Source organism: Stenotrophomonas sp. 80084_Sma (assembly GCF_056481995.1).
The window spans coordinates 3159449-3182535 of the sequence record NZ_CM151177.1 but is presented as its reverse complement, the minus strand read 5'-3'; the positions used below and the strand labels follow the sequence as shown (position 1 = coordinate 3182535).

Here is a 23087-nt window from a genome sequence, read left to right as displayed (position 1 = left end):
GCCTTTCATTACAAGGACGCCGTGCCGTCACCGCGCGTGACAACGTCCGGCAACTTTTCCGGATTCAACACGCTGTACACGTTGGCGATGCGGCCATCGACCACCTCGATGGTGGTGACCGAGTGCAGGCGATCGCCTTGGAAGCGCAGGATCGCCGGCTCGCCGTTGACATAGCCCAACTGCGCCGGGTGCACCGCGCCGCGGCGCGCGATGGCCCAGAACAGGCGGCCGATGCGTTCGGCGCCCAGCAGCGGGCGCACCGCTGCGGTGACCACGCCGCCACCGTCGGAGACCAGCAGCGCGTTGGCGTGCAGCAGGGCCTGGATCGCTTCGCTGTCGCCACGCTGGGAAGCGTCCATGAAGCGCGCCAGCAGCTGCCGGTGCTGGCTGGCGTCGGCGTTGAAGCGCGGCCGCCCGGCCTGCAGGCGCTGCCGGGCACGATGCACCAGCTGCCGGCAGTTGGCCTCGCTGTGGCCGATCAGGTCGGCGATCTCACGGTAATCGTGGTCGAAGGCTTCCTTCAGCAGGAAGGCGGCGCGTTCCTCGGGGCCGAGCTGTTCAAGCAGGGTCAGGAAAGCCACCGAGACATCGTCGGCAAACGCATGCAGCTGGGCGGGGCCGGGCGCTGGGTCGGGCTCCAGGGTGACCGCCAGTGGCTCGGCCAGCCACGGGCCGACGTAATGCACGCGCTCGCGCTTGGCTGCGCGCAGCCGGTCCAGGCCGAGCCGGGTGGTGGTGGTGACCAGCCAGGCTTCGGGGTCGCGGACGGCCGCCGGGTCGGCGCCGGACCAGCGCAACCAGGCATCCTGGACCACGTCTTCGGCGTCCGCGCGACTGCCGAGCAGGCGGTAGGCCAGCGCCATCAGGCGCGGACGGTGGGTCTGGAAAGCGGTTTCAGCGTTCATGTGGGCAAGGACGCCGCAGTGGCGCGTGGCGTGACAGAAGGTGTGCGTGGATAGTGCAGGCCAGCGGCCGGCACTACCACCCTGCGGCCGGGGGAGGGGGTAAAATGGGGGGATTACCCCCGCCAGCCTCCAGCAAGCGAGCAAGTCGTGACATCGATCAAGCAGGAAGACCTCATCCAGTCCATCGCCGACGCGCTGCAGTACATCTCGTACTACCACCCGGTCGACTACATCAAGAACCTTGCCGCCGCCTACGAGCGCGAGGAGTCGCCGGCCGCGAAGGAAGCGATGGCGCAGATCCTGATCAATTCGCGCATGTGCGCCGAAGGCCACCGTCCGATCTGCCAGGACACCGGCATCGTCACCGTGTTCCTGGAAATCGGCATGGACGTGCGTTGGGACGACGCCACCATGGGCGTGGAAGACATGGCCAATGAAGGCGTGCGCCGTGCCTACATGCACCCGGACAACAAGCTGCGCGCTTCGGTGCTGGCTGATCCGGCCGGCAAGCGCATCAACACCAAGGACAACACCCCGGGCGTGGTCAACGTCAAGGTGGTGCCGGGCAACACCGTCGACGTCATCGTCGCCGCCAAGGGTGGTGGTTCGGAAGCCAAGACCAAGTTCGCCATGCTCAACCCGTCCGATTCCATCGTCGACTGGGTGCTGAAGACCGTGCCGACCATGGGCGCCGGCTGGTGCCCGCCGGGCATGCTCGGCATCGGCATCGGCGGCACCGCCGAGAAGGCGATGCTGCTGGCCAAGGAAGCGCTGATGGAGCCGATCGACATCACCGAGCTGCAGGCCCGTGGTGCGTCCAACCGCATTGAAGAGCTGCGCCTGGAGCTGTACGAGAAGGTCAACGCGCTGGGTATTGGCGCGCAGGGCCTGGGTGGCCTGACCACCGTGCTCGACATCAAGATCAACGATTACCCGACTCATGCGGCCAACCTGCCGGTGGCGATGATCCCGAACTGCGCGGCCACCCGCCATGCGCACTTCACCCTGGATGGCAGCGGCCCGGTGATGCTGGACCCGCCGTCGCTGGAGGACTGGCCGAAGCTGACCTACGATTCGTCCAAGGGCACCCGCGTGGACCTGGACACGATCACGCCGGAAGATGTGGCCAGCTGGAAGCCGGGCCAGACCCTGCTGCTGAACGGCAAGCTGCTGACTGGCCGCGACGCCGCGCACAAGCGCATGGTCGACATGCTCAACAAGGGCGAGGAACTGCCGGTCGATCTGAAGGGCCGCTTCATCTACTACGTCGGCCCGGTCGATCCGGTGCGCGACGAAGTGGTGGGCCCGGCTGGTCCGACCACGGCGACCCGCATGGACAAGTTCACCCGTCAGGTGCTTGAACAGACCGGCCTGCTGGGCATGGTCGGCAAGGCCGAGCGCGGCCCGGCGGCCATCGAGGCGATCCGTGACAACAAGTCGGCCTACCTGATGGCCGTCGGTGGTTCGGCCTACCTGGTGTCCAAGGCGATCAAGGCGGCGAAGGTGGTCGGTTTCGCCGACCTCGGCATGGAAGCGATCTACGAGTTCACCGTGCAGGACATGCCGGTGACCGTGGCGGTCGACTCCACTGGCGAATCGGTGCACAAGACCGGCCCGCGCGAATGGCAGGCCCGCATCGGCAAGATTCCGGTGGTGGTGGAGTAATTCCTCCCGTTCCGGTCCAGACAACGGCGCCCGTGTGGCGCCGTTGTTGCATGCAGCCTGCCCGTGGATGGTGTGCTCTGCTAACGTGCGCTGTCTGACGTATTGGAAGGGAGTCCTTCGTGCTGCAGTGGTCGCGTGTTTTCGTATTGCTGGTCGTTGCGCTGGCGTGCAGTGCCTGCGGGCCACGTTATTTCGTCGAACCGCCAACCCACGAAGCGGGGAAGATCTGCGCGTCGGTCTGCGAGAGCCAGAAGGCGACGTGCGACTTCCACAACCGCGCCCGCGCGGAATCGGATCAGCGCAGCTGCGAAAGCGAGAAGAGCCGGATCATCAGCCGTTGCAGTGGTATCGCCGACGACAAGCAGCGGCACAACTGTGAAGGGGGCAACGGCGCCGGCACCTACTGCGGTTCCCCGGCGCTTCCTTCATGCAGTGCTCCGTACGCCCAGTGCCTGCTCTCCTGCGGCGGCACCGTGAATGAAGCCCGCACCGACACCGGCATTCCCGTGTACTGATCGGGGGCGCGCGTCGCTGCCTGCACGAGTAACCGTAGTCTGCTAGGGTCGGCACACCCCTGCACTGGATGTGCCCATGCGCCTGCATCGATCCGTCGCGGCTGTGTTCCTGCTGGTCCTGGCCGGCTGCAGCACAACCTCATCCTACGAAGGTGCGGATTTCTCCGCCTCCTCGCAGTGCCGCATGCAGTGCCAGGCCGACTATCGCAGCTGCATGGCGCGGGGCAGTATCGGCAGCAACGACTTCAGCTGCGAACAACAGATGGTGCCGGCGCCGGACAATCGCTGCAAGGACATTGCCAACCCCGAGCTGCGCCGTTCCTGTGAACTGAAGACGCACGACTGCGCGATACGCACGCCGATCATGTCCTGTAGCGAAGGCCGCGATACCTGCATGAGCCGCTGCGGCTGAGCAACGATTGCGCGCGTGGGCGCATAATCGGCTGATCCACCTGCACAGGATCTTCCGCATGAGCACCACGCTGTATGGTTCAACCAGTACCGCCGCGCTGGTGGTGCACTGGCTGCTGATCGAGCTGGGCATCGAGCACGAACTGGTGCTGCTGGATTTCGACGCGCGCGAGCACAAGTCGGCGGAGTACCTGGCGCTGAATCCGGCCGGTGTGGTGCCGACACTGCTGATCGATGGCTTGGTACTGACCGAAGCGGCGGCGATCGCACTGTATCTGGCTGACCGCCATCCAGACGCCAACCTGCTGCCGGCACTGGGTACGCCGCAGCGCGCCGATGCCTACCGCTGGATGTTCTGGTGTGCCAATACGCTGCAGCCGGCCTATCGTGCCTGGTTCTATCCGCATGAAATGGGGGGCGAGGCAAACATCGAAGCGAGCCGCGAGATGGCCCGTCAGCGCCTTGAGGCGGCCTGGCAGCATGTGGCCACGCACCTGCAGGCGCACGGACCGTATCTGCTGGGTGCCACGCCCTGCGTGGTCGACTACATGCTGGTGATGCTGATGCGCTGGTCGCGCAACATGCCGAAGCCCAGCGACACCTGGCCGGCGCTCAAGGCGCACGCGTCAACGATGAAGGGGCGCCCTGCATTCGCCGAGGTCTACCGCCGCGAGGGCATCACCGACTGGCGGTAACCAGAAAAGGGGACGGAAGGGATCAAGTCGCTTGTGCACAAACGACTTGATCCCCTCCGTCCCCTTTTCCGTTACAGGATCTCCAGCACCGTTTCCGGTGGACGGCACAGCCGGGTGCCCTTGGGCGTGCGCACCACGGGGCGGTTGATCAGGCGCGGGTGTGCGGCCATCGCGGCCAGCAGCGTGGCATCGTCGGCCTCTTCCAGTCCCAGTTCGGTGAACTGTGCTTCCTTGCTGCGCACCAGCGCCTGCGCGTCCAGCCCGGATTCGGCCAGTACCTGGCGCAGCGTAGCCACGTCGGGTGGGTTGCCCAGGTACTCAATCACCTCCGGATCGAAGCCCGCATCGCGGATCAGCTTCAATGCGCCACGCGAGTTGCTGCAGGCCGGGTTGTGCCAGATCGTCACGTCCATCAGAACCACTCCAGCAGGGACACGCCCACGCCCACGTAGGTGGCCTTGTGGTTGTAGTCGATCAGGCTCTCGCCATAGCCGTCGAAGACCTGCACATGGCCGCGCAGCAGGTTGCTGATCGGGAAGCCGTAATCCAGCTGCAGGGCGCCGTGCGAACGGCTGCCGGTGCGCAGCGAGTGGCGCGCCATCAGTGAGACTTCGTGGCCGTTGCGGTTCCAGGTCAGGGTCGCATCACCGCGGCCCATGTAGTCCTCGATGTCCGGATTGTTGTCGTCGCTGCGGGTCTCGGGAATGCGGTACCACGGCCGCAGCACCAGCGCCCAGTTCTCGCGGTCCAGGCCGATGTTGAGCATCACCCGGTTCCAGCTGCGCGACAGTGGGTCGGCACGGCCGTTGGACTGGTGGTTCAGCGCGATGCCGGTCATGCGTCCACGCCAGCCACCGATCGAGTAGCCGTTGCGGAACACCATCATCACTTCCGGCTCGTAATTGGTTTCGCGGAACGGGCGCGAATCCTCGCCGTTGTAGGCCTGCCAGCGCGAGCTCTGGGTATAGCCGGCCCAGATGTCGCCGTTGTCGCCGAACAGGTTCTCGGCGATCTTGGTCTTGAAGCTGATCTGGAACTTCAGTTCGGCGCTGTCCAGCACCTGCGGCGTGGTGACCGTGTTGGCCGGATTCGGCGAATGCGGCGTGGTGTTGCGGTCGCTGGTCCAGAACGCCGGCAGCAGGTACACCGGCTTGTAGGCACGCAGCTGGAATGGGCCGAGCTTGGAGTCCTCGGCCAGTTCCCAGCGGCTGTCCAACAGCGAACCGCGGCCGGCATTGGCCAGCGCGCTGTCCGGCGCAGCGGGGCGGAACAGGTCGCTGACCCGCTCGCGCAGTTTCTCTTCGCCTTGGCTCACGCGTGCGGTCTGGCGTTCTTCGCGACGGGCCTGCGCGGCCGCCTCGGCAGCGGCATCGGCGGCGGCCGTGGCCTGCGGCGTATGCGCGAACAGGCGGTCATAGCAGGCCAGGCGCGCCGCGTCAGTGGTGATGGCGGCACACGCCGCGGGCGAGGTATCGGTGCTGGGCACGAATTCCTGCGCGGCCAATGGGGCACTGGCCAGGGCCAGCGCCAGCGGCGCAAGGCGGGGAAGCAGCGGGGGGAGGGTCATTCCAGCAGGCCCTTCGGTGAATACGGGAATCGCACAGTGTGGCGGCTGTACCGCATCGCGGCCAGCCCCCACGGTTTATGCACGGCCACCGCGTGCGCGCGGCGTGAAGACGGTGCGGGTTACAGGAACCAGGCGAAGGCGAACAGGCCCAGCATCGCGATCACCACCGCCAGCTTCAACGCCAGGCCGAGCAGGATGCCGAGCCAGGTGGCCAGACCCACCTTGGTCGAGCGGCCCAGTTCACGGGTGTGCCAGTACTCGCCGGCCAGGGCGCCGATCAGGGGCCCGGCAAAGAGGCCGATCGGCATGAAGAACAGCCCGACGATGCTGCCGACGAACGTGCCCCACAGCGCCTTGCGGCTGGCACCGACCCGCTGCGCACCCACCACTGTGGCCAGTACGTCCACCAGCAGCGAGAGCAGGGTCAGTACGCCCAGCGCGACCAGGGTCGGCCAGCCGACGTGGGCGAAGCCGTCGGCCCACGCCGCCAGCAGCAGTCCGATGAACACCAGCGGGATGCCGGGGAGGGCCGGAAGGATGATTCCGGCGATGCCGACGAGGACAAAAATGACCGCTAGCAGATATAAGATGAATGAGAGTCCCATGCTGTCCCGTATGGTGGTCGTTTTGGGGTTGACAGTGAAAGATTTTGCCAGTTGCTTTTTCGTTTTGGGCGGGTTAAGTTGCAGTCGCTGAGCTTGGCAAGGTCACCGTGGATCGTGGCCTGATGAAGCAAGATCTTCCCGATCCGCTGCATCGATGCACCTCGCTTCCCCCTTGCTTGTCAGCCGCCCACCAGGCGTTTCCTACAACAAGAGAGAGTCACCAGGGAGTTAGTGAGATGTCTGATCGCGAGACCGGTACCGTCAAGTGGTTCAACGATGCAAAGGGCTTCGGCTTCATCAGCCGTGAAAACGGCGAAGACGTGTTCGTGCACTTCCGTGCCATCCAGACCCAGGGCTTCAAGAGCCTGAAGGAAGGCCAGAAGGTCACCTTCACCGTCGTGCAGGGCCAGAAGGGCCTGCAGGCCGACGCCGTTCAGCCGACCTGATCGCGCTGCATACCGTCAAATGAAAAGGCCCGCGCAAGCGGGCCTTTTCTTTGCCATCGGCCCGATGCAGGTCAGCGCAGGATGACCTTGCCGTTGACCACGCGCACGTAGGTGTTCTCGCGGATGCCGCCGAGGTCGCGCTGGTTGACCACGATGGTGCGGCCATCGTCCATGCGCACGCTGATGTCGTAGGTGTCGCTGGTCACGTTCTTCTGGATCTGGTTGCCGGCCAGTGCGCCACCGACCGCGCCCGCAGCGGCGGCGATGTTCTTGTTGCCACGGCTGCCGCCGGTGTGGTCGGAGATCTCGTGGCCGGCCACGGCGCCGACGATGCCGCCCAGGATCGCGCCGGTCGCGCTGGGCGCGGTACGGCCGGACTGCACGGTGTTGATGCGGGTCACGATGCCGCAGTCGGCGCAGCGGCCCTGGTTGTAGCCACCATTGTTGCCGTAGCCGCCATTGTTGTAGCCGTTGTTGTAACCACCACCGCCGTAGCCGGGCGAGGTGGCACAGCCAGCCAGGGCAAGGGTAGCGATGGCGCTGGCGGCGATGAGCTGGATCTTCATGGGGCGTCTCCTGGCCGTGAAGGCGGGTGTCTGGGGTGGTACTGCATCATGCAGCAGGGTGGACGAATCGTCCCCTTTTGAACGTGAACAAGGCGCCAACCGCGCAGGCCTTGTCCGGCTGCAGGATGAATGCGGCTCAGCGGAAGTCCTGGTGGCAGGCGCGGCAGTCGGCCTGCACCGTTTCCACCACCCGGGCCAGGGCCGTGCAGTCGCTGGGCGGCGCAGCCAGAGCGGCGTTGAGGTTGCCGCGCAGCTGGCTGGCATGTTGCTGGAACTGCGCGCTGTCCTTCAGCCCGGGAAAGGCCAGGTCCAGGTCGTTGGACAGCAGGCGCATCGCCTGCAACCGCGGCACGCTGTCGGCCAGGCTGCAGCGGTTCTGCTGCTGGGCCTGCTGCAGCAGCTGTGATTGCCGTTGCATCACCTGCATCAGGCTGTCCGGGAACGGATCGCGGCGGGCCTGCAGGGCGCGGCCGACCATCACCGTGGCGATCAGGCCGATCAACAGGCCCAGGCCGAGCACGAACAGATAGCGGTAGGCGGTGGACGGGCGGCGGGGCGGGCTGGCGTTCATGGCGGGCTCTCCGGACGTGCAACGGTGGGTTCGATGCCGGCGCGCTGCAGGCGCTGGCGCCTGCACGTTAAAATAGCCGGATGAACGAACAGGTCAAACAACGCTTCGCCGGCATCGAACGGCTGTATGGCGTGGGCGCACTCGAGCGCCTGCAGGGCAGCCGCGTGGCGGTGGTGGGCATGGGTGGCGTTGGCTCGTGGGTGGTGGAGGCATTGGCCCGTTCGGCGGTCGGTCACCTGACCCTGATCGATGCCGATGACATCTGCGTGTCCAACACCAACCGGCAACTGCCGGCGATGGAAGGCAACTACGGCCGCAACAAAGCCGAGGCGATGGCCGAACGCTGCCGCGCGATCAACCCGGACATCGCGGTCGATGCCGTACAGGCGTTCCTGACGGTGTCGAACATGGCCGAACTGCTGGACCGTGGCTTTGATCTGGTGATCGATGCCTGCGACAGCTTCCGGGTCAAGGTCGAGACGATTGCCTGGTGCCGCCGCCGCAAGCTGCCGCTGCTGACCGTGGGGGCCGCCGGTGGCCGCACCGATCCCACCCTGGTGCGCATCCGCGATGTCTCGCGCACCGAGCACGACGCCATGCTGGCGTTGATCCGCAAGAAGCTGCGCAGCGAGTTCAACTTTCCGAAGAATGCCAAGCGCTACTTCGGCGTGCCGGCGGTGTATTCGCTGGAGAATGTGAAGTACCCGCAGGCCGATGGCAGCGTCTGTGGCATCCGCCCGAACCTGGGCGCTGATGCGGCATTGAAGCTGGACTGCGGCGCGGGCCTGGGTGCGGCGACCCACATCACCGGTGCGTTCGCGTTCGCGGCGGTCGGCAAGGCGCTTGAAATGCTGCTGGAGCCGAAGAAGGTGAAGGCCGAAGTGGTCGAGGATCACGCTGACGCGTGATGGTAGTGCCGGCCGCTGGCCGGCAACTCCGGAATGATTGAATCAGCGCAGATGCCGGCCAGCGGCCGGCACCTACCGTTGCATTGCGGGCAGCGCGAACAGCCGCCGCGCGTTCTCCGTCGTGGCCTGGGCCACCGCGTCCAGCTCCATCCCGCGTAGCGCCGCCACGTGGCGGGCGATGATCGCCAGCCGTGCCGGTTCGTTGCGCTGGCCGCGGATGCCGGCGTCAGGCTGGTCCGGAGCGTCGGTCTCCAGCAGCAGCTGTTCCAGCGGCATCTCGCGCACCAGCCGCTGCAGGCGTTGCGCGCGTTCGTAGGTCAACGGGCCGCCGAGCCCGAGCAGGAAGCCCTGCCTGTGCAGTTGCGCTGCCTGTTCTGGACTGCCGGAAAAGCTGTGCACCACGCCGCGCAGGCCGCCGACGCGACGGATCGCGGCGATCACCGCATCCACCGCGCGCCGTGCATGCACGATCACCGGCAGCTCGAACTCACGGGCCAGTTCCAGCTGACCGATGAAATATGCCTGTTGCGCCTCGGCATCCAGGCCTTCAACGAAAAAGTCCAGACCACATTCGCCGATCGCGCAGGGGCGTTCGCGTTCGATCCACTCGCGCAGCAGCGGCAGGTGCCCAGGCTGGTGCTCGGCCAGGAACATCGGATGCAGGCCGTAGGCCGGGTACAGCCCCGGCGCCTGCTGGCAGACCTCGCGCAGCTTCGGCCAGCTGGCTGCGGTCACCGCCGGCACCACCTGCTGGTGCACGCCAGCGGCCTGCGCACGCTCGACCACCGCGGCGCGGTCGCGGTCGAACTCGCTGGCGTCCAGATGGCAGTGGCTGTCGACCAGCAGGCTCAATGCTGCTCCAGCGGCGGAGGCGTGGTGGTGTTGCGGCGCTTCCAGTTGGCCAGCAGCAGGGTGCCGAAGCCGAGCACCAGCTCATCGACGAACGGAATCGGGTCCGGGATGAACAGGGTCAGCGCGAACAGGCCCGCGGTGAGCTTGAACAGGGTGGGGTAGCGCAGCCGGCGCGCCCATTGCAGTACCGGCAGCAGCATCGGGTTGGCCATGGCGGGGGTCCTCTTGAGGAATATGCAAACGCTACCACGGGCCCAGCATTTCCCGATGCTGAATGGGTTACGGGAATGAGCAGGAAATGTGGAGATTCCGTTCAGGCAGCGCATGCTGCAATCTGATTCGAGAACGTTGCGGATGGTCCGCAAGGAGCAGGTCATGAAAAGCACAACTACAACTGTCCTGGTCGCAGCGGGCGCGCTGCTGGTCGGTGGCATCGCCACTGCCGCCTTCATGAAGAGTGGCGACAGATCGCCCGATTCCATCAGCGCCGGAACCCCCAATGGTGAATCGCGCCTGGTCGATGGCAACGCCACCGACGATGGCGCGCGTGGTGACACTCTCGACCCGACCGCACCGCGTGGGCTGGAATATGCCGATGTGCTGAAGGTCGACCCGATCACCGAGAAGCAGAAGGCGTATGCCACCGTGATCGGCACCGACGCGGTGCGTGAGACCTCCACCACCCAGACCCCGCATGAAGTCTGCCAGGACGTGACGGTGCAGGAGCGCCTGCCGGAACGTGACGGCAACGTCGGCGGCACCGTGGTCGGTGCTGTGGTGGGTGGCCTGCTGGGCAACCAGGTCGGCGGCGGCAATGGCAAGAAGGCCGCCACTGCGGCCGGCGCGGTGGCCGGTGGCTTCATCGGCAACCAGATCGACAAGCGCCATGTGGGTGGCCGCGTGGTCAACCGCACCGAGCGCCAGTGCCACACCGAGACCGCGACCTCCGAGTCGAGCCGCGTCACCGGCTACAACGTGACCTACCGCAACGAGGATGGCACCACCGGCACCATGCGCATGGCCAGCAAGCCGGGCAACCGCATTGCCATGGGTACCAACGACGTGGTGAAGGGCTACAACGTGACCTACCGCTACGACGGCGCCGAGAAGACCGTGCGCATGGACAACAAGCCGGCCAGCGATCGCCTGCCGGTGGTCGACGGCCAGCTGGTCACGCAGACCGCTGCTGCCGGTGCCACGGCGGCCAGCACGCGCCAGTAATCCAGACGCAGCATGCAGTGCCTGACGGGCCGGCTTATGCCGGCCCGTTTCGTTGCAGCCGGCGAAATTCATCCGCGCGGGGCGCGAATCCACCATCATGGACGCTTCCTTCGACATGGAGCCGGCATGAGCATCTTCGACCTGCGCATCGAAACCGAACGGCTGATCCTGCGCCCGCTGCTGCGCGAGGACTACGAACCGTATCTGGCATTCTGCGCTGATGAGGAAACCATGCGCACCCTCGGTGGCGTGCAGCCGCCGTCGGTGGCCTGGCGTGGCTTCTGCAGCCTGGCTGGCGCCTGGCAGCTGTTTGGCTTCTCGATGTTCAGCGTGATCGAGAAATCCAGCGGTGACTGGATCGGGCGGATGGGGCCCTGGCAACCGCAGGACTGGCCCGGTACCGAGGTCGGCTGGGGCATCCGTCATGCCAGCTGGGGCCGGGGCTATGCGCCGGAAGCGGCGGTCGCAGCAATCGATTGGGCGTTCGACATGCTGGGCTGGGACGAAGTGATCCACACCATCGCCGAGAACAACGACAACTCGCGGGCGGTCGCGCGCAAGCTCGGCAGCACGCTGCTGCGGATGGGGGAACTGCCGCCGCCGTACAACGACAAGCCGATGCAGATCTGGGGCCAGTCGCGCGAGCAGTGGCGGCAGCGCGCGCGCTGAGCCTTGCCCGGTAGTGCCGGCCGCTGGCCGGCAATCGCATGAATCTGCCGCAACGCGATTGCCGGCCAGCGGCCGGCACTACCGGGTTGCCATGCTGCACCCGCGCTTGGCATTCATCGGCGCGCTTGCCAGACTGCACGCAGCTGGCCGCCGGCCGGATCCGATGGAGCAGGCGATGGTGGAAGAGCGCGTCCCGTTGACGGTGCATGGCATGTCGGTCTCGGGCAATTGCCACAAGGTGCGCCTGCTGCTGGAGCAGCTCGGCAGCCGCTACCGCTGGGTGGAGGTGGACAGCGCCCATGGCCAGACCCACACCCCCGAATTCCTGGCGTTGAATCCGAATGCCAAGGTGCCGCTGATCGTCCGCGACGATGGCCGCGTGCTGACCGAATCCAACGCGATCCTGTTCTGGCTGGCCGAGGGCACGCCGTATCTGCCCACCGATGGCTGGGAGCGCGCGCAGGCGTTGAGCTGGATGTTCTTCGAGCAGTACACGCACGAGCCGTGCGTGGCGGTGGCGCGCTTCATCCGTGGCTGGACCCCCGCTGATTCACCGCGCCGAGCCGAACTGCCGCGCCTGCACGAGCGCGCCGCCACCGCGCTGGCAGTAATGGAGCAACATCTGCGCGAAGCGCAGTGGTTCACCGGCAACGGATATGGCGTCGCCGATATCGCGTTGTTCGCCTATACCGACGTGGCGGGAGAGGGCGGTATCAGCCTGCAGCCATTCCCGGAAGTGCGTGGCTGGCTGCAGCGCGTGCGTGAACAACCGCGCTTCCTGCCGATGCCGGCCGTGACTGCCGAAGTGCGCTCGCGATTCGAGGCTGCGTGAGTCTCACCAGGGTGACCCCCACAGGGTAGCGCCTGGCCAACGCCGGGCGGAATGCAACAACGACACGGAGGGTGTTCGATGTTCGCTGTGGTTCCAGATCCGATTCCCGCACGCATGCGCGTGCTCAACCGCGCCGAAGTGTGCGACGTCAACTTTCTCGATGCGGTGCGTGGTTGGCGTGGAACCCCGCGTCCGCGCCCGGCGCCGGATGCGCCGATCCTGCCGGGCAGCACGCTCACTGCCGCAGCGTTTGGCGAACTGTTCGATTCGCAGCTGGCCAGCCGCCAGCTGGACCTGATGGCACGCGTGCTGCGCGTTCAGAACAAGGTCTTCTACACCATCGGTTCCTCCGGCCACGAAGGCAACGCGCTGTTGGCGCGGGCCTGCCGGCATACCGATCCAGCCTTCCTGCACTATCGCTCTGGTGCCTTCATGGCCGAGCGTTCGCGCCAGGTGCCGGGCATCGATCCGCTGCGCGATGCCGCACTGTCTTTCGCCGCCAGCGCCGATGACCCGGCCAGCGGGGGCCGCCACAAGGTGTGGGGCAGCAAACCGTTGTGGGTGCTGCCGCAGACCTCGACCATCGCGTCGCACCTGCCGAAAGCGTTGGGCACCGCGCTGGCCATCGAGAGCGGCAAGCGCCTGGGGCAGCCGTTGCCGATCCCGGCCGACAGCATCGTGCTGTGCTCGTTCGGCGACGCCTCGGCCAACCATGCCACCGCGCAGACCGCGTTCAACACCGCGATGTGGTCGGCCTACCAGAAGCTGCCGGCGCCGATCCTGTTCGTCTGCGAGGACAACGGGCTGGGCATTTCAGTGAAGACGCCGGAAGGCTGGATTGCCGAGCGCTTCAGCCGCCAGCCGGGGCTCGACTATTTCTTCGCTGATGGTCTCGATCTGGCCACCGGGCACGCCCAGGTGCAGGCGGCGGTGGAGCACTGCCGGCGCACGCGGCGGCCCACCTTCCTGCATCTGCGCACCACCCGCCTGATGGGCCACGCCGGCACCGATTTCGAGGTGGAATGGCGCGCGCTGCCGGAGCTGTGCGCGGCCGAGGCGCAGGATCCGCTGCTGCGCTCGGCGCAGATCGCGATGGAGTCGGGCTGGATGGATGCGGCCACCATCGAGGTCGCCTACGAAACGATGCGCGCGCGCTGCATGGCCGCGGCGGCGGATGCCGAAGGCCGCCCGACGCTGCAGTCGCTACAGGAGGTGATGGCGCCGCTGGCACCGTACACGCCGGCGGCGGTGCAGGCCGAGGCGCGGCGCGAGGTGCCCGCCGATGCGCGCGAAGCGCTGTATGGCGGTGCGGAGGCCCTGCCCGAGCGGCAGGCACCTCGGCACCTCGCCATCCAGATCAACCATGGGCTGCAGGAACTGCTGGCGAAGTATCCGCAGAGCCTGCTGTTCGGCGAGGACGTTGCGCAGAAGGGCGGTGTCTATACCGTCACCAAGGATCTGCTGCGCCGCTTCGGCCCACGCCGGGTGTTCAACACCCTGCTGGACGAGACCATGATCCTGGGCATGGCGCAGGGCCTGGCCAACATGGGCATGCTGCCGATTCCGGAGATCCAGTACCTGGCCTATCTGCACAACGCCATCGACCAGGTGCGCGGCGAAGCGTGCTCGCTGCAGTTCTTCTCCAATGACCAATACCGCAACCCGATGCTGGTTCGGGTGGCCGGGCTGGGCTACCAGAAAGGCTTCGGTGGCCACTTCCACAACGACAATTCGATCACCGCGCTGCGCGACATTCCCGGCCTGGTGGTCGGTTGCCCGTCGCGCGGCGATGATGCGGTGATGATGCTGCGCACGTTGGTCGCGCTGGCGCGGGTGGACGGGCGGGTGGCGGTGTTCCTGGAGCCGATCGCGCTGTACATGAGCAAGGACCTGCATGCGCCGGGCGATGGCCAGTGGCTGTTCGACTACCCCGCCCAGGGCCAGGCGCTGGTACCGGGCGAGGGCCGGGTCTATGCGCCGGAGGCAGGCGACCTGGTGGTCTACACCTATGGCAACGGCGTGCCGATGGCGCTGCGCGCGGCGCGGGCGATCGAGCAGCAGTTGGGCTGGCAGGTGCGGGTGGTCGACCTGCGCTGGCTGGTGCCGCTGGATGCCGGTTTCATCGCCGCGCAAGCCGCCAGCGCCCGGCGCGTGCTGGTTCTGGATGAGGGCCGCCACAGTGGCGGGGTGGGCGAGGGCGTGGTCACCGCCCTGGTCGAGGCCGGTTTCGGCCACCTGCCATTGCGCCGGGTCTGCGGTGCCGATACCTATACGCCGCTGGCGGGGGCAGCAATGTTCGGGCTTCCAAGCGACAATGCGGTGATTGGCGCCGCCCTTGAACTGGCGCAGGAACCTTGATGCATGTGTGGATTGGCGGGAATGTTGTTGCCGGCGCCGGTGGCGTCGGCCGAGGTGCTGCAGGCGCAGGTCCTGGCCATGGGCGAGGCGCTGCACCACCGCGGGCCGGATGATGGCGGCAGCTGGGTCGATGCCGGGGCCGGCATCGCGCTGGCGCACCGTCGGCTGAGCATTCTCGACCTGTCGCCGCTGGGCCACCAGCCGATGGCCTCGTCCGATGGTCGCTACGTGATGGCTTACAACGGCGAGGTCTACAACTTCGCCGCCCTTCGTGCCGAACTGGAGCCGCTGGGGCATGTTTTCCGTGGCCACTCCGACACCGAGGTGCTGCTGGCAGCGATTCTGCAATGGGGCATGGAAGACACCCTGCAGCGCTGCAACGGCATGTTCGCCATTGCGCTGTGGGACCGCCAGGAGCAGTGCCTGTGGCTGGCCCGCGACCGTGTCGGCAAGAAGCCGCTGTACTACGGCTGGGCCGGCGACACGCTGGTGTTCGGTTCGGAACTGAAGGCGCTGTGGCAACACCCGGCCTTCGACAACGACATCGACCGTGACGCCCTGACGCTGCTGCTGCGGCTGGATTACATTCCGGCGCCGCACAGCATCCACCAGCGCTGCTACAAATTGATGCCGGGCCGCGTGCTGCGCCTGGATGCGGAAGCCGTGGCGGCGGGTGCGGCAGCGCACCGGCCGGAACAGGCGCAGCGCCCGTACTGGGATGCGCGTGCGCGCATGCAGGCGGCGCTGGCTGCGCCGTTCCAGGGCCGCATCGAGGAAGCCGAGGAGCAGCTGGACGGGCTGCTGCGTGACGCGGTGGCGCTACGCATGGTGGCCGACGTGCCGGTGGGCGTGTTCCTGTCCGGCGGCACCGATTCGTCGCTGGTGGCCGCGCTGATGCAGGCACAAAGTGGCCAGCCGGTGCACAGCTTCAGTATCGGGTTCACCGGTTCGGGCCACGACGAGGCGCCGCTGGCCAAGGAACTGGCCGCGCATCTGGGCTGCGACCACACTGAACTCTACGTCAGCGGTGCCGATGCGTTGGCGGTGGTGCCGCAGTTGCCGGCGATGTTCGACGAACCCTTCGCCGATGCCTCGCAGGTGCCGACCGCGCTGGTCGCCCGCCTGGCGCGGCAGGGCGTGACCGTGGCGCTGTCCGGCGATGGTGGCGACGAGCTGTTCTTCGGCTATACCCGCTATGTACGCGCGCTGCGCAACTGGCAGATGCTGGGCCGTGTGCCGGGGCCGCTGCGGCGCTGGATGGGCGCGCGCTCCCAGCAGCAGGGCGAGGCCTCGCGTACCGGCGGCCTGGCCGCGCTGCTGGCCGAGTCCGGTGCGCGTGGCATCGGTGACGTGTACCGCAACCGCATCTCGCGCTGGCGCGACCCGGCGGCGGCAGTGCCCGGGGCGCAGGCCGCGGGCAGCTTCTACGACCTGGCCGACCCGTTGCACGGTGCCGGCACACCGGCCGATGCGATGATGCTGGCCGATTACGTGACCTACCTGCCGGATGACCTGCTGTGCAAGGTCGACCGCACCTCGATGGCGGTCAGCCTGGAAGCCCGCGCACCGTTGTTGGATTCTCGCGTGGCCGAGTTCGCCTGGTCGCTGCCGCTGGGCTTCAAGCGCAGTGAAACCACCAGCAAGGTGCTGCTCAAGCGCGTGCTGGGCCGTTATGTGCCGCAGTCGATGGTGCACCGGCCCAAGCGTGGCTTCGGCGCGCCGGTCAGTGACTGGCTGAAGGGCGACCTGCGGCCGTGGGCCGAAGACCTGCTGCAGCCCGCGCGGCTGGAGCAGGAGGGCGTGCTGTCGGCGGCCGCGGTACAGCCGCTGTGGCAGCAGTTCCTCGGCGGCCAACGCAAGTGGCATACCCATCTGTGGAACGTGCTGATGTTCCAGGCCTGGCAGGCGCATTGGCGGCAGGTGCGCGCGGGCGTGACCGGCGGCTGATCTTCACCGGCATGCAAGGGCCCGGCGACTAGGCTGGGCCTCCCGCACCGTGAGGAGTATGTCCCGATGTCCGTCCCCACCATCGCCGTGTTCATCGGCAGCCTGCGCAAGGATTCCTGCAACCGCAAACTGGCCCATGCGCTGGAGAAGATTGCCGGCGACCGTGCGCGCTTCCAGTACGTGCAGATCGGTGATCTGCCGCTGTACGACCAGGACTTCGATGGCCACTATCCGGCGCAGGGTACCCGGCTGAAGGACCAGGTCCGTGCCGCCGATGCGGTGCTGTTCGTGACCCCGGAATACAACCGGTCGGTGCCGGGCGTGCTGAAGAACGCCATCGATATCGGCTCGCGCCCCTACGGTGACAGCGCGTTTGCCGGCAAACCGGCGGCGGTGATCGGCGCCTCCATCGGCCAGATCGGCACCGCCGTGGCCCAGCAGCACCTGCGCAACAGCCTGGCCTTCCTGGACATGCACGTGCTCGGCCAGCCCGAGGCGTTCATTCATTTCAAGGACGGCCTGATCGATGCCGATGGCACGGTCCACAATGAAGGCACGCAGAAATTCCTGCAGGGCTACGTGGACCGGTTCCTGGCGCTGATCGCGGTTCACGTCAAGGGCGATTGACGCCAGCGGTTGCCAGCCCCATCTGCGATAATGTCCGCTCGGGTGCCGCAATGGCGCCCGTCGCAGGCAGTGCGACGCCCCCACGCCAGTCTGGCCAGGCACCGGCGGATATCCCCCGTTTCTCCACGGCTTATCCACAGGATTGTCCATGGCCGCCGGGGTCGGCGCATGCCTACACTCGTCCGGCCCACTTTCGCAGGAAACACCGCAGCATGTCCGCTCGCCCCGGCTTCCGTTCCAACCGCAGAGAGCGCGGTGATGGCTTCGATCGCGATCGCGACGAGTCGCGCATCGACCAGTTGCGGGTACCGCCCCATTCGGTGGAAGCCGAGCAGGCGGTGCTGGGTGGCCTGATGCTGGCCCCTGAGGCCTATGACCGGGTCAATGACCAGCTGACCGAAGGCGATTTCTACCGCCGCGACCACCAGATGATCTATCGCGCGATCCGTGAGCTGTCCGAGCGCGAGCGGCCGTTCGATGCGGTGACCCTGGGTGAGTGGTTCGAATCGCAGGGCAAGATGGAACTGGTGGGCGATGGTGCCTACCTGATCGAACTGGCCAGTACCACGCCGTCGGCGGCCAACATCGTGGCCTACGCCGAGATCGTGCGTGACAAGGCGGTGCTGCGGCAGCTGATCCAGGTGGGTACCGACATCGTCAACGACGGTTTCCAGCCCGAGGGACGCGAGAGCAGCGAGCTGCTGGCCTCGGCGGAAAAGAGCGTGTTCGCCATCGCCGAACAGGGCGCACGCGGCCGTACCGATTTCGTGGCGATGCCCGGTGCATTGAAGGATGCCTTCGAAGAGCTGCGCAGCCGCTTCGAGAACGGCGGCAACATCACCGGCCTGCCGACCGGCTACAACGATTTCGATGCGATGACCTCCGGCCTGCAGCCGACCGACCTGATCATCCTTGCCGCGCGCCCGGCCATGGGCAAGACCACCTTCGCACTGAACATCGCCGAGTACGCGGCGATCAAGTCGAAGAAGGGCGTGGCGGTGTTCTCGATGGAAATGTCGGCATCGCAGCTGGCGATGCGCCTGATTTCCTCCAACGGCCGCATCAACGCACAGCGCCTGCGTACCGGCCAGCTGGAAGACGAGGACTGGAGCCGTGTCACCAGCGCGATCAAGATGCTGAAGGAAACCAAGATCTTCATCGACGACACGCCTGGCGTGTCGCCGGAAGTGCTGCGTTCCAAGTGCCGCCGCCTCAAGCGCGAGCATGATCTGGGCCTGGTGGTGATCGACTACCTGCAGCTGATGAGCGTGCCGGGCAACAGCGAAAACCGCGCGACCGAAATCTCGGAGATCTCGCGTTCGCTGAAGGGCCTGGCCAAGGAACTGCACGTGCCGGTGATCGCGCTGTCGCAGCTCAACCGCTCGCTGGAAACGCGTACCGACAAGCGCCCGGTGATGGCCGATCTTCGCGAATCGGGCGCAATCGAGCAGGATGCGGACATGATCGTCTTCATCTACCGCGACGATTACTACAACAAGGAAAATTCGCCGGACAAGGGCCTGGCCGAGATCATCATCGGCAAGCACCGTGGCGGCCCGACCGGGTCGTGCAAGCTGAAGTTCTTCGGCGAGTACACCCGCTTCGACAACCTGGCCCACGACTCGGTCGGTTCATTCGAATAGCCGTAGTGCCGGCCGCTGGCCGGCAACCACCCCACGGCCGGCAAACCATTCGAAACGCCGAACGTCCGTATGTGGCGTGTAAATGACATGTAACGCGACGCTTCTACGATTCCGCCGCTGCTGCCCTTCGACGCCGCCCTTCGGCGTCCAGCGTGCCCAAGGAATCCGCCCCCATGCCGTCCCACGCTCCGCTTCGCCGCAATCTGCTGGCCCTGCTGGTCTGTGCTTCGCTGCCGTCGCTGGCTGCCGCTGAAACCGCCCCCGCCACCGACGCACAGTCGGCCACCACCCTCGATTCGGTCTCGGTGATCGGCCGCGGTGAAGCGCGCCAGGTGCAGCGCGTGACCGCCGAGGACATGAAGGTGCTGCCGCCGGGTGCCAATCCGCTGAAGCTGCTTGCGACCAAGCCCGGCGTGCATTTCGAATCGGCCGATGCCACCGGCGCCTACGAATGGTCCACCACCATCAGCCTGCGTGGCTTCAACCAGAACCGCCTGGGCTACGCCCTCGATGGCATCCCGCTGGGCAACATGGCCTATGGCAACAGCAACGGCCTGCATATCAGCCGCGCGGTGATCAGCGAGAACCTGGGCGGTGCGGAGGTCTCCACCGGCATCGGCGCACTGGGTACGCCGTCCACCAGCAACCTCGGCGGCGTGTTCCAGTTCTACTCGATCGATCCGTCCACCGAGTATGGAGTCGTGCTGGCACAGAGCTTTGGTAGTGACAGCGCACGCCGCAGCTATGCACGCCTCGATACCGGCGAGCACCAGGGCTTTGCCGCCTACCTGTCCGGCGTATATTCGGAAGGTGACAAGTGGAAGGGCAAGGGCTCGCAGGAGCTGAAGCAGTTCAACGGCAAGGCCACCTACAACTTCGGAACGGACAGCAAGATCACCGCGCTGTTCAACGCCTCGCGCCGCGTCGAGGCCGATTACCAGGATCTGTCGCTGGAAATGATCGATCGCCTCGGCTGGGACTGGGACAACTACGCGCCGGACTGGGATCGCGCCGTCGCCGCCGCACGCGGCAAGTTCAGCGGCGGCGTCAACAGCCCGTGGGATGCGTACTACTCCGGCCACGGCCTGCGCAACGATGACCTGTCCAGCATTGCCGGCGATTTCGGCCTGAACGAGTCGATGCGCTTGAAGGTCAACGTCTACAACCACAGCAACCGTGGCCAGGGCCACTGGTTCAGCCCGTCCAATCCGTCGAACCCGGGCACCAGCCGCGAGATTCCGATCTCGATCCGCACCACCGAGTACGCGATCGACCGTACCGGCGTGACCTCGGCGTTCACCTGGAACGTCGGTGGCCACGAACTGGAAGCCGGCCTCTGGTACGAGGACAACGGCCACAGCGTGCAGCGCAACTTCTACTACATCGACGGCCCGATCACCGACGACTTCTTCCTGCGCAACCCGGACCAGCGCGTGTGGCACCAGCGCTACACCACCATCACCCGCCAGTTCTACGTGCAGGACCGCTTCCGCCTGTTCGATGATCGCCTGACCATCGACATCGGCGCGAAGTCGCCGCACACCCGTACCAGCGTGCGCACGCCGCTGGGCAGCTATGCCAACAACAGCAGCCTGACCTCGAAGAAGGGCCTGCTGCCGCAGGCCGGCTTCAACTTCAAGCTCAACGAAGGCAACGAGATCTTCGGTTCGTTCGCCAAAAACGTCGCCGCCTATGCGCTGGGCGTGGGTAGCCCGTTCAATGTGCCGCAGGCCGCCTTCGATGCCAGCGCGAAGAACCTGAAGCCGGAACAGTCGCGCACCATCGAGCTGGGTTGGCGTGGCTACGGCCGCGGCTATGAAGCCTCGGTGGCGGTGTACGACGTCAAGTTCGACAACCGCCTGCTGGCCATCGCGCAGTGCGTGGGCATCCTCGGTTGCCCGGCACTGTTCTCCAACGTCGGTTCGGTGACCAGCCGCGGCGCCGAGGCGACCCTGCAGCTGAAGCCGATGCAGGACCTGACGTGGTCCAATGCGCTGTCCTGGAATGACAGCACCTACGACAACGACTACGTGAACAACGGCGTGGTGCCGACCCGCGGCAAGACGACCGTCGACACCCCGGAATGGATGTTCGCCAGCACCCTGGCGTGGACCCCGGGCCCGTGGGACCTGCGCCTGGCCGCCAACCATGTCGGCAAGCGCTACGTGACCTATACCAACGATGTGTCGGTGCCGAGCTACTGGCTGGTCAACGCCTCGGCGGCCTATGACTTCGGCAAGCTCGGCCCGGCGCAGAACCTGACCGTAGCGCTGAACCTGACCAACCTGACCGACAAGCGCTACCTGTCCTCGATCAACACCAACGGTACCTACGCCGCTGACCCGACCCGCAGCCTGGCGACCATGCAGGTCGGCGCGCCGCGCCAGGTGATGGCCACCGCTACCGTGCGCTTCTGATGCGCGGGCCTGTCGATCCGGAAAGCCGTCGTCGCCTGCTGCGCATGGCGTGGCAGGGCACGGGGGCGGCGATCGCGCTGGCGGCGATGCCGGGGCTGGCCACGGCCGGCCCACGGCCGCGGCTGGGGCGCGATCCGTTCACCCTCGGTGTCGGCGCCGGTGATCCGGATCCACAGGGGGCCGTATTGTGGACGCGGCTGGCACCGGACCCGCTCAATGGCGGCGGCATGCCGTCGCGGGCGGTGCCGGTGCGCTGGTTCGTGGCCGAGGACCCGGGCATGCGCCGGCTGGTGCAGCGGGGGACTGCGGCCGCGGTGCCCGAGCTGGCGCATTCGGTGCACGTGGAGGTCAACGGCCTGCGCCCAGGCCGCGACTACTACTACCGTTTCGCCTGCGACGGCGATGAGGAAAGCGCGGTCGGCCACTTCCGCACCGCGCCGCCGTTGGACACGCAACTGCAGCAGCTTCGGTTGGCCCTGTGCACCTGCCAGGCCTGGAACAGCGGCTACTACCCGGTCCTGCGCGATATCGCGCAGAGCGATGTCGACCTGGTGCTGCATGCCGGGGACTACCTGTACGAATACAGCCCACTGCAGAACGCGCGTGGTCGTGCGCTGGATGCGCAACGCTTCAGTGGCGAGACCGTCAGCCTGGAGCGCTACCGTGACCAGTACGCGCTGTACAAGCTCGATCCGGATCTGCAGGCCGCGCATGCTGCACACGCGTTCGCGGTGATCTGGGATGACCATGAAGTACAGAATGATTACTCCGGCATCCACCCGGAGAAACCCGGCGTATCAACGGAGGACTTCATCATCCGCCGCGCCGCCGCCTACCGCGCGTTCTACGAGCATCTGCCGATGCGCAGCACACCTGCGGGCAACGGCGGCCTGCGCGTGCATCGGCGCCTGCGCTACGGCGATCTGGCACAGCTGACCCTGCTTGATTGCCGCCAGTTCCGCCCGGCCAATCCCTGTGGTGTGGGCGAGTCGCCACGCTGTGATGCTGCACTGGACCCGCGCATGAGCATGCTCGGCACGGGCCAGGAGGCGTGGTTCGCGCAGTCGATGGCGGCCGCGCAGGGCACGCGCCGGAACGTGGTGGTGCAGCAGTTGCTGATGGCGCAGCTGCGGCTGGACGGTGGCACGCCACGCGAGCGCTTCTGGAATGACGCCTGGGATGGCTATCCCGCCGCACGTAACCGGCTGCTGCAGGCGATGCAGGCAGGCGGGCAGGGCAATGCCATCGTGCTGGGCGGCGACTGGCATTCCACCTTCGTCAACGACCTGAAGCTGGATTTCGACGCGGCCAGTGCGCCGGTCGTAGCCACCGAATTCATCGCTCCGGCGATCAGCAGTGGCGGCGACGACACGCCCTATGGCCCGTACTACGGGCCGTCGATTCCGCAGAACCCGCATATCCGCTATTTCGACGGTGACCGCCGTGGCTGGTGGAAGCTGCAGCTGAACCGGCAGACCGTGGATGCGGAACTGCGCTTCGCCGACAGTGTGCTGCGTGCGGACGCTGCGGTGCGCACCGCGGCGCGTTTCCAGGTGACCCACGGCCGTCCGGGCGCGGTCCCGGTGTAAATCCCTGCGGTAGTGCCGGCCGCTGGCCGGCAACCTGATCAATCTCCGGTTTCCCCACCACCGGTTTCATCGCCCCCA

23 protein-coding genes are annotated in these 23087 nt (G+C 66.6%); 15 read left to right on the top strand and 8 right to left on the bottom strand.

The annotated features are described in order from the left end of the window. Positions 1–8: 8 nt before the first annotated feature. A complete protein-coding gene (locus ACZK3W_RS14780; RefSeq protein WP_197615974.1) occupies positions 9–905 on the bottom strand; it encodes an RNA polymerase sigma-70 factor in 897 nt (298 codons plus the stop codon). Positions 906–1052: 147 nt separating this feature from the next. On the opposite strand from ACZK3W_RS14780, the gene ACZK3W_RS14775 reads away from it, so the two are divergent. From ACZK3W_RS14775 to ACZK3W_RS14760, 4 genes are all read left to right on the top strand, one after another. Beyond that, a complete protein-coding gene (locus tag ACZK3W_RS14775; protein WP_006377486.1) occupies positions 1053–2570 on the top strand; it encodes a fumarate hydratase in 1518 nt (505 codons plus the stop codon). A gap of 119 nt (positions 2571–2689) precedes the next feature. Next, on the top strand, positions 2690–3085 hold the full coding sequence (locus ACZK3W_RS14770; protein WP_197615973.1) for a hypothetical protein: 396 nt from the start codon (positions 2690–2692) through the stop codon (positions 3083–3085). A 76-nt stretch (positions 3086–3161) separates the two neighbouring features. Beyond that, positions 3162–3497: a hypothetical protein gene (locus ACZK3W_RS14765; protein ID WP_197615972.1), complete on the top strand. Its 336-nt coding sequence runs from the start codon at positions 3162–3164 to the stop codon at positions 3495–3497. A gap of 58 nt (positions 3498–3555) precedes the next feature. After that, positions 3556–4191, top strand: coding sequence for a glutathione S-transferase N-terminal domain-containing protein (locus ACZK3W_RS14760; RefSeq protein ID WP_197615971.1), 636 nt, complete (start codon positions 3556–3558; stop codon positions 4189–4191). A gap of 71 nt (positions 4192–4262) precedes the next feature. Here the strand turns inward: ACZK3W_RS14760 and arsC are convergent, their stop codons facing one another. The 3 genes from arsC to ACZK3W_RS14745 form a co-directional block, all read right to left on the bottom strand. Further along, positions 4263–4604, bottom strand: coding sequence for an arsenate reductase (glutaredoxin) (arsC, locus tag ACZK3W_RS14755; protein WP_197615970.1), 342 nt, complete (start codon positions 4602–4604; stop codon positions 4263–4265). Next, positions 4604–5758, bottom strand: a complete 1155-nt coding sequence (locus ACZK3W_RS14750) for a phospholipase A (protein WP_049434855.1) — start codon at positions 5756–5758, stop codon at positions 4604–4606. Before ACZK3W_RS14750 ends, arsC begins: the two co-directional genes overlap by 1 nt. A gap of 119 nt (positions 5759–5877) precedes the next feature. Further along, a complete protein-coding gene (locus tag ACZK3W_RS14745; protein ID WP_049398758.1) occupies positions 5878–6363 on the bottom strand; it encodes a DUF456 domain-containing protein in 486 nt (161 codons plus the stop codon). A gap of 236 nt (positions 6364–6599) precedes the next feature. Here ACZK3W_RS14745 and ACZK3W_RS14740 point away from each other — a divergent pair, with 236 nt between their 5' ends. Further along, positions 6600–6809, top strand: a complete 210-nt coding sequence (locus ACZK3W_RS14740) for a cold-shock protein (RefSeq protein WP_005410290.1) — start codon at positions 6600–6602, stop codon at positions 6807–6809. Positions 6810–6880: 71 nt separating this feature from the next. On the opposite strand, the gene ACZK3W_RS14735 is transcribed toward ACZK3W_RS14740, so the two are convergent. Next, on the bottom strand, positions 6881–7375 hold the full coding sequence (locus tag ACZK3W_RS14735) for a glycine zipper 2TM domain-containing protein (RefSeq protein WP_010486804.1): 495 nt from the start codon (positions 7373–7375) through the stop codon (positions 6881–6883). Between the two features lie 136 nt (positions 7376–7511). After that, positions 7512–7946, bottom strand: coding sequence for a cytochrome c (locus tag ACZK3W_RS14730; protein WP_049398757.1), 435 nt, complete (start codon positions 7944–7946; stop codon positions 7512–7514). 80 nt (positions 7947–8026) lie between these two features. Here ACZK3W_RS14730 and ACZK3W_RS14725 point away from each other — a divergent pair, with 80 nt between their 5' ends. Further along, positions 8027–8854, top strand: coding sequence for a tRNA threonylcarbamoyladenosine dehydratase (locus ACZK3W_RS14725; RefSeq protein ID WP_134952129.1), 828 nt, complete (start codon positions 8027–8029; stop codon positions 8852–8854). Between the two features lie 72 nt (positions 8855–8926). Here the strand turns inward: ACZK3W_RS14725 and ACZK3W_RS14720 are convergent, their stop codons facing one another. Together ACZK3W_RS14720 and ACZK3W_RS14715 are read right to left on the bottom strand one after the other, a co-directional pair. After that, on the bottom strand, positions 8927–9706 hold the full coding sequence (locus tag ACZK3W_RS14720) for a TatD family hydrolase (protein WP_049420901.1): 780 nt from the start codon (positions 9704–9706) through the stop codon (positions 8927–8929). Beyond that, positions 9703–9918 carry a DUF6116 family protein gene (locus ACZK3W_RS14715; RefSeq protein WP_049398753.1) on the bottom strand — a complete coding sequence of 72 codons (216 nt, stop codon included), beginning with the start codon at positions 9916–9918 and terminating at the stop codon, positions 9703–9705. The genes ACZK3W_RS14720 and ACZK3W_RS14715 overlap by 4 nt, the downstream gene beginning before the upstream one ends. Before the next feature lie 163 nt (positions 9919–10081). Between ACZK3W_RS14715 and ACZK3W_RS14710 the strand changes: the two genes are divergently transcribed. The 9 genes from ACZK3W_RS14710 (at position 10082) to ACZK3W_RS14670 (ending at position 23009) form a co-directional block, all read left to right on the top strand. Continuing rightward, positions 10082–10927 (top strand): glycine zipper 2TM domain-containing protein, encoded by an 846-nt coding sequence (locus tag ACZK3W_RS14710; protein WP_049398785.1) that lies wholly within the window; start codon positions 10082–10084, stop codon positions 10925–10927. Positions 10928–11053: 126 nt separating this feature from the next. Beyond that, positions 11054–11596 carry a GNAT family N-acetyltransferase gene (locus ACZK3W_RS14705; protein ID WP_049398752.1) on the top strand — a complete coding sequence of 181 codons (543 nt, stop codon included), beginning with the start codon at positions 11054–11056 and terminating at the stop codon, positions 11594–11596. A 175-nt stretch (positions 11597–11771) separates the two neighbouring features. After that, positions 11772–12428, top strand: a complete 657-nt coding sequence (locus ACZK3W_RS14700; protein ID WP_197617124.1) for a glutathione S-transferase family protein — start codon at positions 11772–11774, stop codon at positions 12426–12428. A 78-nt stretch (positions 12429–12506) separates the two neighbouring features. After that, on the top strand, positions 12507–14786 hold the full coding sequence (locus ACZK3W_RS14695; protein WP_197617122.1) for a thiamine pyrophosphate-dependent enzyme: 2280 nt from the start codon (positions 12507–12509) through the stop codon (positions 14784–14786). Between the two features lie 3 nt (positions 14787–14789). Next, the gene (asnB, locus tag ACZK3W_RS14690; protein ID WP_032129635.1) at positions 14790–16733 is read left to right on the top strand and encodes an asparagine synthase (glutamine-hydrolyzing); all 1944 of its coding nucleotides are present in this window, start codon (positions 14790–14792) and stop codon (positions 16731–16733) included. Between the two features lie 66 nt (positions 16734–16799). Beyond that, a complete protein-coding gene (locus tag ACZK3W_RS14685; RefSeq protein ID WP_197617120.1) occupies positions 16800–17360 on the top strand; it encodes an NADPH-dependent FMN reductase in 561 nt (186 codons plus the stop codon). Positions 17361–17572: 212 nt separating this feature from the next. Beyond that, positions 17573–19003, top strand: a complete 1431-nt coding sequence (locus tag ACZK3W_RS14680) for a replicative DNA helicase (RefSeq protein ID WP_010486827.1) — start codon at positions 17573–17575, stop codon at positions 19001–19003. Positions 19004–19176: 173 nt separating this feature from the next. Beyond that, positions 19177–21420, top strand: a complete 2244-nt coding sequence (locus ACZK3W_RS14675; RefSeq protein ID WP_478450084.1) for a TonB-dependent receptor family protein — start codon at positions 19177–19179, stop codon at positions 21418–21420. Then, positions 21420–23009: an alkaline phosphatase D family protein gene (locus ACZK3W_RS14670; RefSeq protein ID WP_478450082.1), complete on the top strand. Its 1590-nt coding sequence runs from the start codon at positions 21420–21422 to the stop codon at positions 23007–23009. Before ACZK3W_RS14675 ends, ACZK3W_RS14670 begins: the two co-directional genes overlap by 1 nt. Positions 23010–23087 lie beyond the last annotated feature (78 nt).